We start from the raw sequence: 14943 nt of genomic DNA, 5'->3' as shown, positions 1-14943 counted from the left end.
TTCTTATTTGGATCAGGACTTTTTCACTGTAAAATGAACCTGCTTGTTTTTCATCTGTACGGAAACTTGATCTCCCTGATGAATCCTGCCTTCCAGCACCTCATTGGCCAGCGGATCCTCAATCTTTGTCTGGATCGCCCGGCGAAGAGGCCTTGCCCCATACTTACTGTCAAATCCTGATTCTGCAAGATAGTCTTTTACAGATGCAGCTACCCGAAGGGTAATATTCATCTGCTCCTGACACCTTTTTTTCCAGTTTTTTCAGAAGAATGGAAACGATCTTCTGAATATCTTCCTTCTTCAGAGTATGGAATACCATGATCTCATCGATTCTGTTAAGAAACTCCGGTTTAAAGATCTTACGTACCTCTTCCATAACTCCGGCTTTCATCCGTTCATAATCCTTTTTTCCATCCTCGTCTGAGATAAAGCCTAACCGCTTTGGTTCAACAATAGCCTGTGCACCTGCATTGGAAGTCATAATAATAATCGTCTGTTTAAAGTCTACACGCCTGCCATGGGCATCTGTAATATGTCCGTCATCCAACACCTGAAGAAGAATGTTGAATACATCCGGATGTGCCTTCTCGATCTCGTCAAACAAGAGCACACTGTATGGATTCCTCCGAACCTTTTCAGAAAGCTGTCCACCCTCTTCATATCCTACATATCCTGGCGGGGAGCCGATCAATTTAGATACGCTGTGCTTCTCCATATATTCAGACATATCTACCCGGATCATGGCCTGCTCACTGCCAAATACAGCCTCTGCCAGTGCTTTGGACAGTTCTGTCTTACCAACCCCGGTAGGACCAAGGAACAGAAAAGAACCAATGGGGCGATTCAGGATCTTTCAGTCCTACACGGCCTCTTTTTACTGCCTGGGATACTGCCGCCACAGCTCCCTCCTGGCCGATCACCCTCTTATGGAGTTCCTTTTCCAGGCGTGCAAGACGTTTGCTTTCCCCTTCTGTCAGCTTCTGCACAGGTATCTTCGTCCACTGGGATACAATATCCGCCACCGTCTTTTCATCAGACCAGCAGTTGTTTTCTTCTGGCTGCCTTTTGTGCTTTTTCCTTTCGTTTTTCAAAAGAAGCTTCCAGCTCCTTCTGCTGCTTCTGGATCTCTCCTGCTTTCCCAAGATCGCCAGCCTTTACTGCATCTTCCTTCTCCTGGATCAATTCCTGTATCTGCCTTTGCAGTTCTTCCAGCTCAGGAACAGTCTGAAAACCCTGCAGCTGAACCTTTGAAGCTGCTTCATGGATCACATCAATGGCTTTGTCAGGCAGAAAACGATCTGATATATACCGGACGGACATTTCAACTGCTGCCTTAAGTGCATCATCCTGTATCTTCACCTTATGGTGTCGTTCATAATAAGGTCTCAGGCCTTTTAAGATCTCAAAAGTTTCTTCTTCTGTAGGCTCTTCTACAGTCACTGGCTGGAATCTTCTTTCAAGAGCCGCATCCTTCTCAATATATTTTCTGTATTCTTCCAGAGTGGTTGCTCCGATGATCTGGATCTCTCCTCTTGAAAGAGAAGGCTTCAGGATATTGGATGCGTCCAGGGCACCTTCTGCTCCCCCTGCTCCGATAATGGTATGAAGCTCGTCAATAAACAACAGGATTCCCTGGTGCTCCCGTACCTCATCTACAACACCCCGGATCCTTTCTTCAAACTCACCTCTGTATTTGCTTCCTGCAACCATGCCGGAAAGATCCAGCACAACCACCCGTTTATCCTTCACTGTATCCGGCACCATCCCCAGAACGATCCTTTGTGCAAGCCCCTCTGCAATGGCGGTCTTGCCTACTCCCGGCTCACCTACCAGGCACGGATTATTCTTAGTCCTTCTGCTTAAGATCTGGATCAGACGGCCGATCTCCTTATCCCGTCCAATCACAGGATCCAGCCTGCCTGCTGCTGCAAGCTCTGTCAGGTCCCTGCTGTACTTGTCAAGGACAGGAGTAGCTGATCCATTCCCCATGGAACCGGCCTTGCCTGATCCAAAATTGTCATTTTGAAGATCCCCTTCATATCCCATGGCTGTAAGCACTGCACTGTACAGCTTCTGGATGTTGATCCCAAGGGTATAAAGAAGTCTGGTGGCCACACAGTCCGTCTCCCTGAGCAGCGCAAGGAGAAGGTGCTCAGTACCTGCCGGTCCTTCCTGCATCTCCTCTGCCAGTTCCAGTGCTTCCCGGATCACGCTTTCAGCACGTGGGCTGTAATGCTTTTCCCTGATCTGCACATTTCTGCTTTCAGCAGGGGGTGCGATCAGCTTCTGTATCAGATCCAGCAGCTTCTTTGGTTCTACATGGAATTCCTCCAGAACTTTCCCTGCAGTACCCTCCTTCTCTGCCAAAAGCCCTACCAGGATATGCTCTGTCCCTATATATCCATGATTCAGGTCCTTAACCACATCCTCTGCCAGTGCGAGGGCATTTTCTGCCTGTCTGGTAAATCTGTTATCCATAAATGTCCTCCTGAACTTATATATATTCGTCAAAAATCTCATCAATCAGCTGATGTACTTCTTGTCTTGTTACATTTTTGCAGCTTCCCCTGGCCAGTGCAACGGTAAGCTTTTTCTTTCATTTCTTCCAATGCTTTAACTTTATCTGCATCTACACAGATCACTGCCCCTCTTCTCCTGTCAATGGATACAAAGCCTTCCTGGCGCAGCAATGCATATGCTTTGTTCACTGTATGCATATTGATCCCGATGGTATCTGCAAGCTGCCGCACAGATGGAAGTGCGTCTCCATCCTTCAGTCTGGATGTGGCAATCCCCATAATGATCTGATTGGTCAGCTGCATATATATAGCTTCATCACTGTTAAAATTAATCTCTATGATCACTGCTTCTGCCTCCTGTGTTACTGTTATATCCATACTAGCACAAATCTCAGCATTTGAAAAGACTAAAAAAGAGATGCTGCATTTGGCAACACCTCTTTTCACAGGTAAGCTTTCTTTACCGTTTCAGGATCTTATTCAGCTGTTCCTTATCAAGGATCAGGTTGATCCCCATTGGATTTACTACCATTGCCTTTGCCTGTGGAATCAGCACATCCGGCAGCTTTGCAAAGGGGACTCTGGCTGCACGCAGCTTTTTGCCCTTGGCAAATTTCTCAAACTCCATAATATCAGAGAATGCAGGCTGAAGTACATCCCCTTCTTTATTCTTCAGGAATGGGATATTTACCTTATGAGGATCCTCCGGATCCTTGTCCATAGCGATCAGGAAGTCAGATTTCAGAAGGTTTGCGATCAGCTCTTCTTCCAGCTCACGCATATTCTTCCGCTCTTCCTTTTTCACAGGACGGCGAAGCTCCTGCATAAAATAAATTCCTGACAGCTGAAGGGTAGAATTAAACAAAGGCCTTTTGGCAGGCTCCAGCTTGCTTAAATCTGCCTGTTTTGCAATATCCGTCAGATCTACCTCTGTACGGTCCTCCCCATCTGCCCAGATCACAGTATTAACCCCAATGGCATACAATGTTCCGTAAAATCTGGGGAAATCCTTTTTTTCGTACTTCATTCCCATCAGAAGGATTTTATCTTCCAGTTTTTTCTTTCCAAATTCTTTAATGCCCTCTTCTGTGGAAAATACCCAGGCCTGGTCATTAAAGCTTTCCTCATCACAGGTAACATATGGAAGCTTTGTAGCCTGGGAATAAGCTACAAATACCACATCCCTGTTCTGCAGTTCTTTCACTGCATCTGCTTTGTTTCCCATTTCTTATCCTTTCCGGCAGTGATCTGCACACTGCTTATCTTACCATAAATTCTACGATCTTATCCATCTCTTCCAGCTGGTCTGCTTTTAATGCAGACTTCACAGTAAGACATGGCTCCATAATCTCCATATTCTTCATCTGGGACAGCATCTCACGGATCTGCTTCCCGGCTGTGGCAGCCCATGTACCATTGTCAAACACAGCCACCTTACGATTCTGGAAATTGTGGGCTTTCAGTTCATGAAGAAGTGTCTCCATCTTAGGGAAGATACCTCCATTGTAGGTAGGGCATGCAAATACGATCCTGTCACAACGAAATGCTTCAGACAGCAGATAAGATGGATCTGTAACAGAAACATCATACATTGCAATATTCTTCTCCCCTGCATCAGCCAGCTTACCGGCAAGAACAGCAGCTGCATTCTCTGTATTTCCATAAATAGAGCCATAAAGAACCAGCACACTATGATCCTCAGGTGTATATGTGCTCCACTTCTGGTATTTGTCAATAAACCAGCCAAGATTTTCTCTCCAGATCGGGCCATGAAGCGGACAGATCATCTGAATATCCAGGGTAAGAGCTTTCTTTAATGCAGCCTGAACCTGTGCACCGTATTTTCCTACAATATTAGTCAGATATCTTCTTGCATCCTCCAGCCACTGGTTCTCAAAGTCTACCTCATCAGCAAAAATATTACCATTTAAAGCTCCGAAGGTACCAAATGCATCCGCGCTGAACAGCACCTTATCGTATGCGTCATATGTAACCATTGCCTCCGGCCAATGAACCATAGGGATCATAGCAAAAAACAAGGTATGCTTTCCTGTGCTTAAGGTATCTCCCTCTTTGATCATAACAGCACGGCTGTCCACATCAAAATCAAAGAACTGACGGATCATACCAAAAGTCTTTGTATTTCCTACGATCTTTACTTCCGGGTAACGGAGCACAATATCAGCGATCAGTGCACAGTGATCTGGTTCCATATGATTCACGATCAGATAATCCAGGCTGCGTCCTGCCAGCACATGCTCCAGATTCTCCAGGAACTGTCCGCTTACAGATCTGTCTACTGTATCCAGAAGTACCGTCTTCTCATCCAGAAGCACATAAGAATTATAAGAAACCCCTCTTGGGATCGGATACATATTTTCAAACAAGGCCAGTCTTCTGTCGCTGGCACCTACCCAGTATAAATCTTCTGTAACTTTCTTAGTACAATACATCCCCATTCGCTCCTTTACGCCTCGTCAATGGCCTTTCCAATGTCATGACGCATATACTTGTTGGCAAACTGAATCCATTCTGTCGCTTCATAAGCATTCTTTCTGGCTTCCTTCAGGTCTTTCCCTTTTGCTGTAATGCCCAGCACACGGCCTCCGTTAGTTACGATCTGTCCATCTTTAAAGGCTGTACCTGCATGGAAACAGTAGTACCCGTCTTTGTCCTTAAAATTCTCAAAGCCCTGGATCGGGATTCCTTTTTCGTATTTTACAGGATAGCCATCACTTGCCAGAACCACACATACTGCTGCATTATCTTCAAACTGCAGATCTACCTGATCAAGGGTACCATTAATGCAGGCTTCCATCACCTCAATGATATCATTTTTCATTCTGGGCAGTACCACCTGAGCTTCCGGATCTCCGAATCTGGCATTATATTCCAACACCTTTGGACCATCCTCTGTAAGCATAAGACCAAAGAAAATAATGCCTTTAAATTCCCGGCCTTCTTTTGCCATAGCATCTACAGTTGCCTGATAAATATATTTTCTGCAGAATGCATCTACTTCATCTGTGTAAAACGGACTTGGTGAAAAAGTGCCCATGCCTCCTGTATTCAGTCCCTGATCCCCGTCACATGCTCTCTTGTGATCCTGTGCAGAAGTCATAGTCTTAATGGTCTTGCCATCTACAAAGGACAAAACAGATACCTCACGGCCTGTCATAAACTCTTCGATCACCATGGTATTCCCTGCATTGCCGAATTTCTTATCTTCCATGATCTCACGCACACCGGCCTCAGCCTCTGTCAGATCCTGGCAGATCAGTACACCCTTTCCAAGTGCCAGTCCGTCTGCTTTCAGTACAATAGGGAATTTTGCCTGAGTTTTCAAATAATCCAGTGCTTTCTTCGGATCATCAAAATTCTCATATGCAGCTGTAGGAATATGATATTTCTTCATCAGATCCTTTGAAAAAGCCTTTGAGCCTTCCAGGATCGCAGCATTCTTCCTTGGTCCGAACACTGCCAGTCCTCTTTTTTCAAAAAACATCCACGATACCGCCAACCAGCGGATCATCCATTCCAACAATAGTCAGACCGATCTGATTCTCCTGTGCGAAATCAGCCAGTTTTTCAAACTCCATAGCTCCAATGGAAACACACTCTGCCAGTTCTGCGATCCCTGCATTTCCTGGCGCACAGTAAATCTTATCTACCTTTGGACTTTTTGCCACGCTCCAGGCAATGGCATGCTCTCTTCCGCCGCTTCCAACGATTAATACCTTCATTGTATCCTCCTGTTGTCCCTTTGGGACACTGCTTCTTCTGTCTGCTTATTATTCACTGATGGTTACAATTCCGTTCTCCACTGTGACCCTGCCATTTGCGATCAGCTGGATGGCCTTTGGAAGAAGCTTCCATTCAGCCCGCTCCATAACTCTTCGCTGAAGTGTCTTAGGGGTATCGTCCGGTTCAATATCCACTGCTTTCTGCAGAATGATCGGGCCGGTATCGGTACCTGTATCTACAAAATGAACCGTAGCGCCTGTAACCTTTACCCCTCTTTTCAGAGCTTCTTCATGCACATGAAGACCGTAATAGCCAACACCACAGAAAGAAGGAATCAAAGACGGATGGATGTTGATGATTCTGTTAGGGAATGCTTCCACAATAGAAGATGGAATGGCCACAAGGAATCCTGCCAGAACCACAAGATCAATCTCAGCTTCCTGAAGCGTTCTAAGGAGCGCCTGGTGAAAGTCCTCTCTTGTATCATAATCTTTTGGGGAAATGCATACTGCAGGGATCTGGTGATCCTGGGCACGCTTCAATGCATATGCCCCTGCATTGTTGCTGACCACCAGTGCCACCTGTGCATTGGTGATCTTCCCTGCGTCCTGAGCATCCAGGATCGCCTGAAGGTTGGTGCCGCCTCCGGATACCAGAACGCCTACCTTCAGCATAATGTTACTCCTTTTTCGCCAGCTTCAATATGGCCAACTACATATGGCTCTTCTCCCGCTTCTTTGATAGCGGCTACCGTCTTATCCACATCTTCCGGGGCTACAGCCACAACCATACCAAGTCCCATATTATATGTATTATACATCATCTTCTCTTCAATACCGCCTGTACGAGCAAGAAGACCAAAGATCGGCGGTACAGGATAGCTGTCTTTTTTGATCACTGCACGAGTACCCTCTTTCAGCATACGGGGAACATTCTCATAAAAACCGCCGCCTGTGATATGGCTGCATGCATGTACACGGACGCCAGCATTCTTAATGCTCTTTAATGCTTTTACATAGATCTTGGTAGGAGCGATCAAAGCCTTTCCAAGAGTAGTGCCAAGCTCATCATAATAGGTATCCAAAGATTCTTTTGTCATGTCAAATACTTTACGCACAAGGGAAAAACCATTGCTATGAACGCCTGAGGATGCCATACCGATCAGTACATCTCCTGCATTTAAGGCTTCTCCTGTGATCAGGTCTTTTTTATCTACAACACCTACAGCAAAGCCTGCAAGGTCATATTCATCTACAGGATAAAATCCAGGCATTTCTGCAGTCTCACCGCCGATAAGAGCAGCATTTGACTGCTGACAGCCATCTGCAACACCTTTCACGATCTGCGCGATCTTTTCCGGATAGTTCTTGCCGCAGGCAATATAATCCAGGAAGAACAGAGGCTCTCCGCCTGCACAGGCAATATCATTTACACACATAGCAACACAGTCAATACCAACTGTATCATGCTGATCCATGATAAATGCCAGTTTTAACTTGGTACCTACGCCGTCTGTACCAGATACCAGAGTAGGCTCCTCCATATCCTTAAAAGCATTCATGGAAAAAGCACCTGAAAAACCGCCGATTCCTCCAAGCACTTCCGGGCGCATTGTCTTTGCAATATGCTGTTTCATCAGCTCTACAGACTTGTACCCTGCCTCAATATCTACTCCTGCGTTCTTGTAATCCATTTTTCTCTTCCTCCCAGATTAATATTCTTTACATCCTACTTCCTGAAGTCTTGCGTCCTTTGCTTCTACCTGACTCTTTAACTCCTGGCTGTATGCTTTCAGCTTATCTAAAAGCTGCGGATCTGACGTAGCAAGGATCTTCGCAGCCAGAAGGCCTGCATTTGCACCGCCGTTAATGGCAACAGTAGCCACCGGAATGCCGGAAGGCATCTGTACGATAGAGTACAGGGAATCCCTGCCTCCAAGAGATGTGGTATGCATCGGAATACCAATGACCGGCATAGGGAATATGGCAGCACACATTCCTGGAAGATGGGCTGCCATTCCTGCTCCTGCAATAATGACCTTAAACCCTTTCTCCTCTGCGGATTTCGCATAATCAAAAAACACATCCGGTTCCCTGTGTGCGGAAATGATCCTCATCTCATAATCAATTCCCAGTTTTTCCAGAATATCAGCTGCCTTTTTCATGACAGGCATATCTGAATCACTACCCATTACAATTCCTACTTTTGACATGTTCTTCTCCTCTCAGCCTTTCTAACCGTAAATTCTACTAAGAATCCCTTTTTCTGTCAACCAGGAAAAGGGATTCTTTGTATTTGTCAGTGAAATGGCTCATTCAGCATTTCTGTTCCTTCCAGAACAAAACGGCCGTCTTCAATGATGGAAACCATATCACCATCATCCTGGATCACCCGGATACTGCCCAGTTCCTCATAAGGAATGGTAATATCTGTGTGACAGCCATAATATGCCAGTGATACATCATCTTTACGCATTTCTGAAATTTCATTATCCCTTGCTATGATCTCTTTGCCATCCGGATTGTACACCGGCGTATCCTCTGCCCAGCTGTAACAGGTATCCCCTACTGCAAAATGAGGTCCCATTTTCTCTGCGATCAGGATAGGAAGCTTGTCCTCAATTCCATATTTCCTGGCAGCTACGTAGGCGGTGGTATTCGTACCAATAGCAAACTCACCCATGGCAAGCTTTGGATGATGAAACAGGATGTTGTCCTCTATATATTTTCTGTTATCTTCTTCATTCTCAAAATTACTGCAGGTATAATCGATCACCTGTCCACAGTCAAAAACCAGCTTCAGGTCACGGAACTGTAATCCATTCAGGTAAACCTTAGTCACATGAAGGATCCCGCCGGTTCCGGCAAGTACAGGAGAAGTAAACACTTCACCTACAGGAATATTCACATCAGCCACACAATTTTCAAAGTTGGTCTGCGTTTTGGGATCTGTCAGTTTATGAAGATGGATCAGAAGATCTGTTTCATTATCTCCCTTTCCCTTAATCTCCACCCACTCACAGGTATCCAGAGTATCTATGATCTTCTGCTGCACCTTCTGGTAGGCCTGATAGTCCAGTGTATTGATCTTTACGATCTCCCTGAAAATGTCCGGATAATCTGTGCCGATCTCTGGTACCGGATAGGCAATGATCGTAAAGCTGCGCTCGTCTCCATGGATATAGCGGTTTACGATCTGCCCGGACTCATTGGTCAGTTCCAGATCCAGCTTATGCTGTGCCTCACTAAGACTCCATGCTTCCGGCTTGCTCTCCGGTGAAAAAGGTGCTTCTCCAAAGGTCTCGATCACTGCCGGACCTCCGTGCACTGCTGCCAGATCCTTATACTGTTCATATGCATTCTGAAGCGCCCGCAGCCTTTTCTGAAGGTACTCCCCATCAAGAAACAGAGCATAATCCTGTCTGTGGTCATAATCATACTGAGGATTAATGACCCCGCCGGTATATCCGATCCGGCTGCTGCCTCTTTTGCAGGCAACATGAGGTGTGTGACGATAGATCACAGGCTCCAGCCCCATCTTGCGGAACTGTAAGATTGCGGAACGTACCATTCTTTCAAATCCAAGATTGTATCGGATATTCACGGTTTTCTTCTTGGTAATATCTTTTCTTCCATTAATAAAACCGATCCTGTATCCTTCTGTATAGGTTCTTGCCATTGCATCGATTTCTTCCTGAGGAAGGGTATTCAAAAACCTGGCACTGCCCAGCTCGTTTTCGGAAATATATTCTCCGAATCTGTAAAGATAAGACAGATCTGAAAGGTCTGATTCCATAATGATCTTTACTGCAAAATCCATTTCCGGATCCAGGGAACTGCATACATGATGCTCCATCATATCCTGGCAGTAATCATTTATATAGGAATACAGAATCCTGCGAACCACTTTTTCTTCCGGTATTTCTTCCTGGGCAAAAGCAGAATATACTTCCAGGAATAATTCCAGAGCCACTGTCATCTCCCAAAGATCCTTCTCATGGGCATAAACAATAGCTCCTCTTAATTCTCCGTAAAGGAAAGTGAAATCCCTGCCATATTCTCCCAGCATTTTCTTTGCATAGGACGGGTTTCCATAGCTTACATCATAATTATCACCTGAAATATCCTGATATAGCAGCTGGTTTCTTTCTTTTAATGCTTCAAAAGAAAGGCCATCTCCTTTATCATCCATGATCTGTATGGTCTTTATAAGAAAATCTGCTGTCTTCTGAAAAAAATCCAGATATGGCTGTGCCACAGTCTGTTCCCCTGGTATCTGGGAAACTCTCATTTTGGCCAACTCATATCTTTCCATCATCCACTTGTCCAACTTTTAACTCCTATCGTCTATGATATTTCCTTTATTAATATTCTCCTGGATCAGTTCCTGCATATATTCCCAGATCTTTGCTGATCCTTCCCCTGTAATACGGTTTCTTTTATAGATCTGGCTTCTTTTTACTTTATGTTCCTTCCAGCTGATCCCACCGGCTGCATGATTTAAAAATAAAGGCAGACTGTTATCCAGCACATGGGCAAATCTGGATTCCGGTGTATTGCAGGCTTCAAATTCATCCCACAGCCCTCTCATCCATGTGCCCTGTTCCTTAGGAAGAATGCCGAAGATCCGGTCAGCTGCTGCTTTTTCCCTTGTTTCCTTGGTAAGAGCCCCAGCCTCATCATATGCATAAGTATCTCCTGCATCGATCTCTACCAGATCATGGGTCAGAACCATAGGCACCACTCGTGTCACATCCACTTTTTCATTGGAATATTCACTGAGGATAAGCGCCATCATAGCCAAATGCCAGGAATGATCGGCGTCATTCTCTCTTGCTGATCCGTCTGCCAGATAATTCTGCCGCAGGATCTCCTTCATTTTGTCTATCTCAAGAATAAAATCTATCTGTTCTTTTAATCTGTCATCCATCAGTGATCATTATACTCCTGTCAGATAAATCCCAAGCCAGAGAATCATAATGATCCCGTTTGTGATGGATCCGATAATGCTTGTCTTATGACCTTTGCCAGCCTCTGAAAAGCTGAGCAGTCCCATGATAAATCCATAAATAGACAGAAGCGCTGCAAACAGGCATATTCCGCCGGTTACAAATCCATACTGACCGTCCAGAAGAAACGCTGCAGTCACTGCCCCACAAAACAGGATCAGGGAGATCACTGCCATAGTAACAGAGACCTTCCCTTTTCCGGCTTCCTTTTTCTTTGTAAATGAGTATCTATATCTTCTTGCCATAGTATTTTCTCCTGATATGATTGCAGATCAGGAAGCACCCATAGCCTACCGCTGATCCAAGTGTGTTCAGAATCAGATCATCCACATCAAAGCAGCCCACTTTTGTCACAAGCTGGATCAGTTCCACTGTCAGACTTATGGAAAATCCTGAAAAAATAATAAGAAAACCGCTTCTCATACGATTTGTGATCACAGGAAGGATAAATCCATACGGGATAAAACCGATCACATTTCCAAATATATTGGTAAACAATGCAAAAGTACCCAGCTGCCTGCGATAAACCCAGAATCTGCGGATTTCCACAAACGGTATAAGATTATACCGATATATCCGTTCTGCGTCTGCAACTCTGCCGTAAGACTCAGAAAAGAACAGGAAGTATATCAGCAGGATCACATATATTCCAAATAGAATGACCCCGCCTTGTCTGATCATACGCTTTGTTTCATTTTTCAATATTATCCCCTGCCTAAAAGTCCTGCCCGCAGTTTGTATTACAGCAGGATTTCTGATTTTCTTTTCAGAAGCCTTGCGCCATTAATGATCATCAGAACTCCTGTAACAATCCCTGCTGTTGCAGCAATAATGCCAAGAATCAGACTGGAAACCCCTGTGGCAGACATAGTCTTATATATTCTTTCATTCATGGCCAAACCTCCTTTTATTCTGCGCCATACTGCTGATAATATGCGTCAATGGAAGCTTTCAATGTATCATCAATGATCACTTTTCCTTTATATTCTTTGTTGTACAGATGCTCTACCACCTCTGCCATGGTAACAATGGCAGTTGTCTCAAGTCCGTATTTCTCCTGGATCTCTTTTAAAGCGCTTTTTGTTCCCTGACCACGTTCCATACGGTCTACAGATACAACCAGACCGATGGGATTTACATCTCCCTGTGCCTTGATAATGGGAAGTGTTTCCTGGATAGATGTGCCTGCAGTAGTAACATCCTCGATGATCACCACCTTGTCTCCATCCTGGATCGGACTGCCAAGAAGGATCCCCTTATCTCCATGATCCTTTACCTCTTTACGGTTTGAACAATAGCGGATGTCCTTCCCGTATTCTTCGCTAATAGCCATAGTCGCTGCTACTGTAAGGGGAATTCCCTTATAAGCAGGCCCGAACAATACATCAAAATCCAGTCCGAACTTGTTATGGATGGCTTTTGCATAATACTCTCCCAGCTTGCGAAGCTGTGCGCCTGTTCTGTAAAATCCGGTATTTACAAAGAAAGGGGTCTTTCTTCCTGATTTTGTAACAAAATCTCCGAATTTCAGCACATTGCAATCAATCATAAATTCAATAAATTCCTGTTTGTATCTTTCCATAGCGATCTGATTCCTCCATATTATTCCACACATCCAATGATCTCACCAAGATCCTGGATCTTTTGTTTTTCCATAAATGCCTGTATCCCTTCTGCGATCTGGACCGTAGCATAAGGGTTAAAGAAATTAGCAGTACCTACCGATACGGCAGTTGCACCTGCCATCAGAAATTCAATGGCATCCTCTGCTGTGGCGATCCCTCCCATACCGATCACTGGGATCTTTACTGCATGGGCTGCCTGATATACCATACGTACAGCTACAGGCTTTACTGCAGGGCCGGACATACCGCCGGTCTTATTAGCCAGGGCAAAAGTACGCCGGTTAATATCGATCTTCATGCCTGTCAGTGTATTGATCAGGGAGATCACATCTGCGCCCCCTGCCTCTGCTGCTTTTGCCATTACCGTAATATCTGTTACGTTAGGACTCAGCTTCATGATCACAGGCTGGGCTGCATACTTCTTCACTTCTTTCGTGATGGCTTCCAAAGCCTTTGGATCCTGCCCGAAAGCAATGCCGCCTTCCTTCACATTAGGGCAGGAAACATTGATCTCCAGCATATCCACCGGCTCACTGGCCAGTCGTTCCACTACCTGGCAGTAATCTTCCACAGACCTGCCGCATACATTCACAATAATCTTTGTATCATAATTCTTAAGGAACGGGATATCCCTCTTACAGAAAACATCGAATCCCCCGGATTCTGAAGGCCAATGGCATTCAGCATACCGCCACAGGTTTCTGTTACCCTTGGCACCGGATTCCCTGGCCAAGGCACATTTGCCACACCCTTGGTCACTACAGCCCCAAGCTTGTTCAGATCCACAAACTCACTATATTCACTGCCGGATCCGAAGGTTCCGGAGGCAGTCATTACAGGATTTTTAAGTTCTACCCCAGCCAGAGTCACTTTTGTATTGATCATAATTCTACCTCCGTACTGAGAAATACAGGTCCGTCTTTGCATACCCGCTTATTATGCACATGGGAATGATCATCCACTTCTGTAGACTGGCATACACAGCCAAGACATGCTCCTACACCACATGCCATGCGTTCTTCCATGGAGATCCAGCAGGGAATCTGATGCTCCAGCGCATACGCTTTAATAGCACGAAGCATAGGCTTTGGCCCACAGGCAAAGATCACATCTGCTGTAAGCTGCTCTTCTCTGACAGCATCCAGAACATTTCCTTTTGTACCGGCAGAGCCATCCTCTGTAGCCACGTAAACCTTCCCATAATCCTGAAACTCTTTATCAAGAAACAGCTGATCCCTGTATCCAAGTACAGCTGTCACATCTGCCTCTGTCTCTTTTGCAGTCTGAAGCATAGGTGGGATCCCGATACCACCGCCCATAAGCAGAACTTTTTTCCCTTTTGCTTCCCCAAGGGGAAAACCATTACCAAGAGGTCCAAGTACAGGAATGGTATCTCCTGGCTGTAATCTGGAAAACTCTTCTGTACCAGTACCTTGTCCTGTCACCCTGTATACAAGCCTTAGTCTGCTCTTTTCCCGGTCGATCTGACACAGGCTGATTGGTCTTGGCAGAAGCTTACTCTGGTCTTTACAATACAGGGATACAAACTGCCCTGGTACTGCTTCCGAAGCAATCTCTTCTGTCTGGATCCACAAGCTGTATATATCTGTGCCTATACATTCCTGGCTGACTACTGTACAGATTTCTTTTGTCTTTTTACTCATATGCTTTCCCCTATCTTCCCTCAAGTGCTGTACTGATATCCAGGATCATATCCTTCACAGCCTGACGGGAAGCCTGTGCATACCCTTCTTCACCAAATGATGCATATTTCTCCTGCTTGTAAGCAGCAATGATCCCTCTGGAAGAGTTCACGATAGCGCCAAGTCCGTCTTTGTTAAAGAAGTGAACCAGATCCTTGCCTTTACCGCCCTGTGCACCATATCCTGGTACCAGGATAAAGGTTTTCGGCATCAGCTTCCTAAGAACCTTGCCCATCTCCGGATAGGTTGCTCCTACAACAGCTCCAACATAGCTGTACCCCTCTTTACCAACAGCATCCTTGCCCCACTGATCCACCTTTTCGCCAACCCATTCATACAGGGGG

The 14943-nt window shown here is 45.3% G+C and carries 13 protein-coding genes and 4 pseudogenes; all 17 read right to left on the bottom strand.

Translation table 11 applies throughout. From position 1 onward, the window contains the following. Positions 1-12: 12 nt before the first annotated feature. Positions 13-2478, bottom strand: a pseudogene (locus R1Y93_RS01155) (ATP-dependent Clp protease ATP-binding subunit). 16 nt (positions 2479-2494) lie between these two features. Next, a pseudogene (locus tag R1Y93_RS01150) lies at positions 2495-2864 on the bottom strand (GntR family transcriptional regulator). A 115-nt stretch (positions 2865-2979) separates the two neighbouring features. After that, a complete protein-coding gene (locus R1Y93_RS01145; protein WP_173726557.1) occupies positions 2980-3744 on the bottom strand; it encodes an SseB family protein in 765 nt (254 codons plus the stop codon). Positions 3745-3778: 34 nt separating this feature from the next. Further along, a complete protein-coding gene (locus R1Y93_RS01140) occupies positions 3779-4972 on the bottom strand; it encodes an FprA family A-type flavoprotein (protein ID WP_500821316.1) in 1194 nt (397 codons plus the stop codon). A gap of 14 nt (positions 4973-4986) precedes the next feature. Continuing rightward, positions 4987-6262 (bottom strand): annotated as a pseudogene (purD, locus tag R1Y93_RS01135) (phosphoribosylamine--glycine ligase). Between the two features lie 48 nt (positions 6263-6310). Next, entirely contained in the window at positions 6311-6937 is a 627-nt protein-coding gene (purN, locus tag R1Y93_RS01130; RefSeq protein ID WP_173726554.1) for a phosphoribosylglycinamide formyltransferase, read from the bottom strand. After that, positions 6931-7956, bottom strand: coding sequence for a phosphoribosylformylglycinamidine cyclo-ligase (purM, locus tag R1Y93_RS01125; RefSeq protein WP_500821315.1), 1026 nt, complete (start codon positions 7954-7956; stop codon positions 6931-6933). The genes purN and purM overlap by 7 nt, the downstream gene beginning before the upstream one ends. Before the next feature lie 18 nt (positions 7957-7974). Continuing rightward, the gene (gene purE, locus R1Y93_RS01120) at positions 7975-8475 is read right to left on the bottom strand and encodes a 5-(carboxyamino)imidazole ribonucleotide mutase (RefSeq protein WP_173726552.1); all 501 of its coding nucleotides are present in this window, start codon (positions 8473-8475) and stop codon (positions 7975-7977) included. Between the two features lie 86 nt (positions 8476-8561). Beyond that, positions 8562-10577: an aminopeptidase gene (locus tag R1Y93_RS01115; RefSeq protein WP_500821317.1), complete on the bottom strand. Its 2016-nt coding sequence runs from the start codon at positions 10575-10577 to the stop codon at positions 8562-8564. A gap of 18 nt (positions 10578-10595) precedes the next feature. Next, a complete protein-coding gene (locus R1Y93_RS01110) occupies positions 10596-11192 on the bottom strand; it encodes an HD domain-containing protein (protein ID WP_500821314.1) in 597 nt (198 codons plus the stop codon). A 9-nt stretch (positions 11193-11201) separates the two neighbouring features. Further along, a complete protein-coding gene (locus R1Y93_RS01105) occupies positions 11202-11516 on the bottom strand; it encodes a hypothetical protein (protein WP_500821313.1) in 315 nt (104 codons plus the stop codon). Continuing rightward, positions 11500-11973, bottom strand: coding sequence for a VanZ family protein (locus R1Y93_RS01100; RefSeq protein ID WP_262582652.1), 474 nt, complete (start codon positions 11971-11973; stop codon positions 11500-11502). Before R1Y93_RS01100 ends, R1Y93_RS01105 begins: the two co-directional genes overlap by 17 nt. Before the next feature lie 38 nt (positions 11974-12011). Further along, a complete protein-coding gene (locus R1Y93_RS01095; protein ID WP_500821312.1) occupies positions 12012-12164 on the bottom strand; it encodes a hypothetical protein in 153 nt (50 codons plus the stop codon). A gap of 14 nt (positions 12165-12178) precedes the next feature. Continuing rightward, positions 12179-12853 (bottom strand): orotate phosphoribosyltransferase, encoded by a 675-nt coding sequence (gene pyrE / locus R1Y93_RS01090; RefSeq protein WP_173726549.1) that lies wholly within the window; start codon positions 12851-12853, stop codon positions 12179-12181. A 20-nt stretch (positions 12854-12873) separates the two neighbouring features. Continuing rightward, positions 12874-13778: pseudogene (locus tag R1Y93_RS01085) on the bottom strand (dihydroorotate dehydrogenase). Then, on the bottom strand, positions 13778-14560 hold the full coding sequence (locus R1Y93_RS01080; protein ID WP_500821311.1) for a dihydroorotate dehydrogenase electron transfer subunit: 783 nt from the start codon (positions 14558-14560) through the stop codon (positions 13778-13780). Before R1Y93_RS01080 ends, R1Y93_RS01085 begins: the two are co-directional and overlap by 1 nt. A 10-nt stretch (positions 14561-14570) precedes the next feature. Then, on the bottom strand, positions 14571-14943 hold a 373-nt coding region (locus R1Y93_RS01075; protein ID WP_500821309.1), incomplete at its 5' end, for a beta/alpha barrel domain-containing protein.

This window comes from Blautia sp. HA3515 (assembly GCF_059933065.1).
This window is presented reverse-complemented; position numbering and strand designations above follow the sequence as displayed.

Bases quoted from the DNA above. Each gene is read 5' to 3' on its own strand.
- R1Y93_RS01145 (WP_173726557.1), bottom strand. From the start codon at position 3,744: ATGGGAAACAAAGCAGATGCAGTGAAAGAACTGCAGAACAGGGATGTG.
- R1Y93_RS01140 (WP_500821316.1), bottom strand. From the start codon at position 4,972: ATGTATTGTACTAAGAAAGTTACAGAAGATTTATACTGGGTAGGTGCC.
- purN (WP_173726554.1), bottom strand. From the start codon at position 6,937: ATGCTGAAGGTAGGCGTTCTGGTATCCGGAGGCGGCACCAACCTTCAG.
- purM (WP_500821315.1), bottom strand. From the start codon at position 7,956: ATGGATTACAAGAACGCAGGAGTAGATATTGAGGCAGGGTACAAGTCT.
- purE (WP_173726552.1), bottom strand. From the start codon at position 8,475: ATGTCAAAAGTAGGAATTGTAATGGGTAGTGATTCAGATATGCCTGTC.
- R1Y93_RS01115 (WP_500821317.1), bottom strand. From the start codon at position 10,577: ATGGAAAGATATGAGTTGGCCAAAATGAGAGTTTCCCAGATACCAGGG.
- R1Y93_RS01110 (WP_500821314.1), bottom strand. From the start codon at position 11,192: ATGGATGACAGATTAAAAGAACAGATAGATTTTATTCTTGAGATAGAC.
- R1Y93_RS01105 (WP_500821313.1), bottom strand. From the start codon at position 11,516: ATGGCAAGAAGATATAGATACTCATTTACAAAGAAAAAGGAAGCCGGA.
- R1Y93_RS01095 (WP_500821312.1), bottom strand. From the start codon at position 12,164: ATGAATGAAAGAATATATAAGACTATGTCTGCCACAGGGGTTTCCAGT.
- pyrE (WP_173726549.1), bottom strand. From the start codon at position 12,853: ATGGAAAGATACAAACAGGAATTTATTGAATTTATGATTGATTGCAAT.
- R1Y93_RS01080 (WP_500821311.1), bottom strand. From the start codon at position 14,560: ATGAGTAAAAAGACAAAAGAAATCTGTACAGTAGTCAGCCAGGAATGT.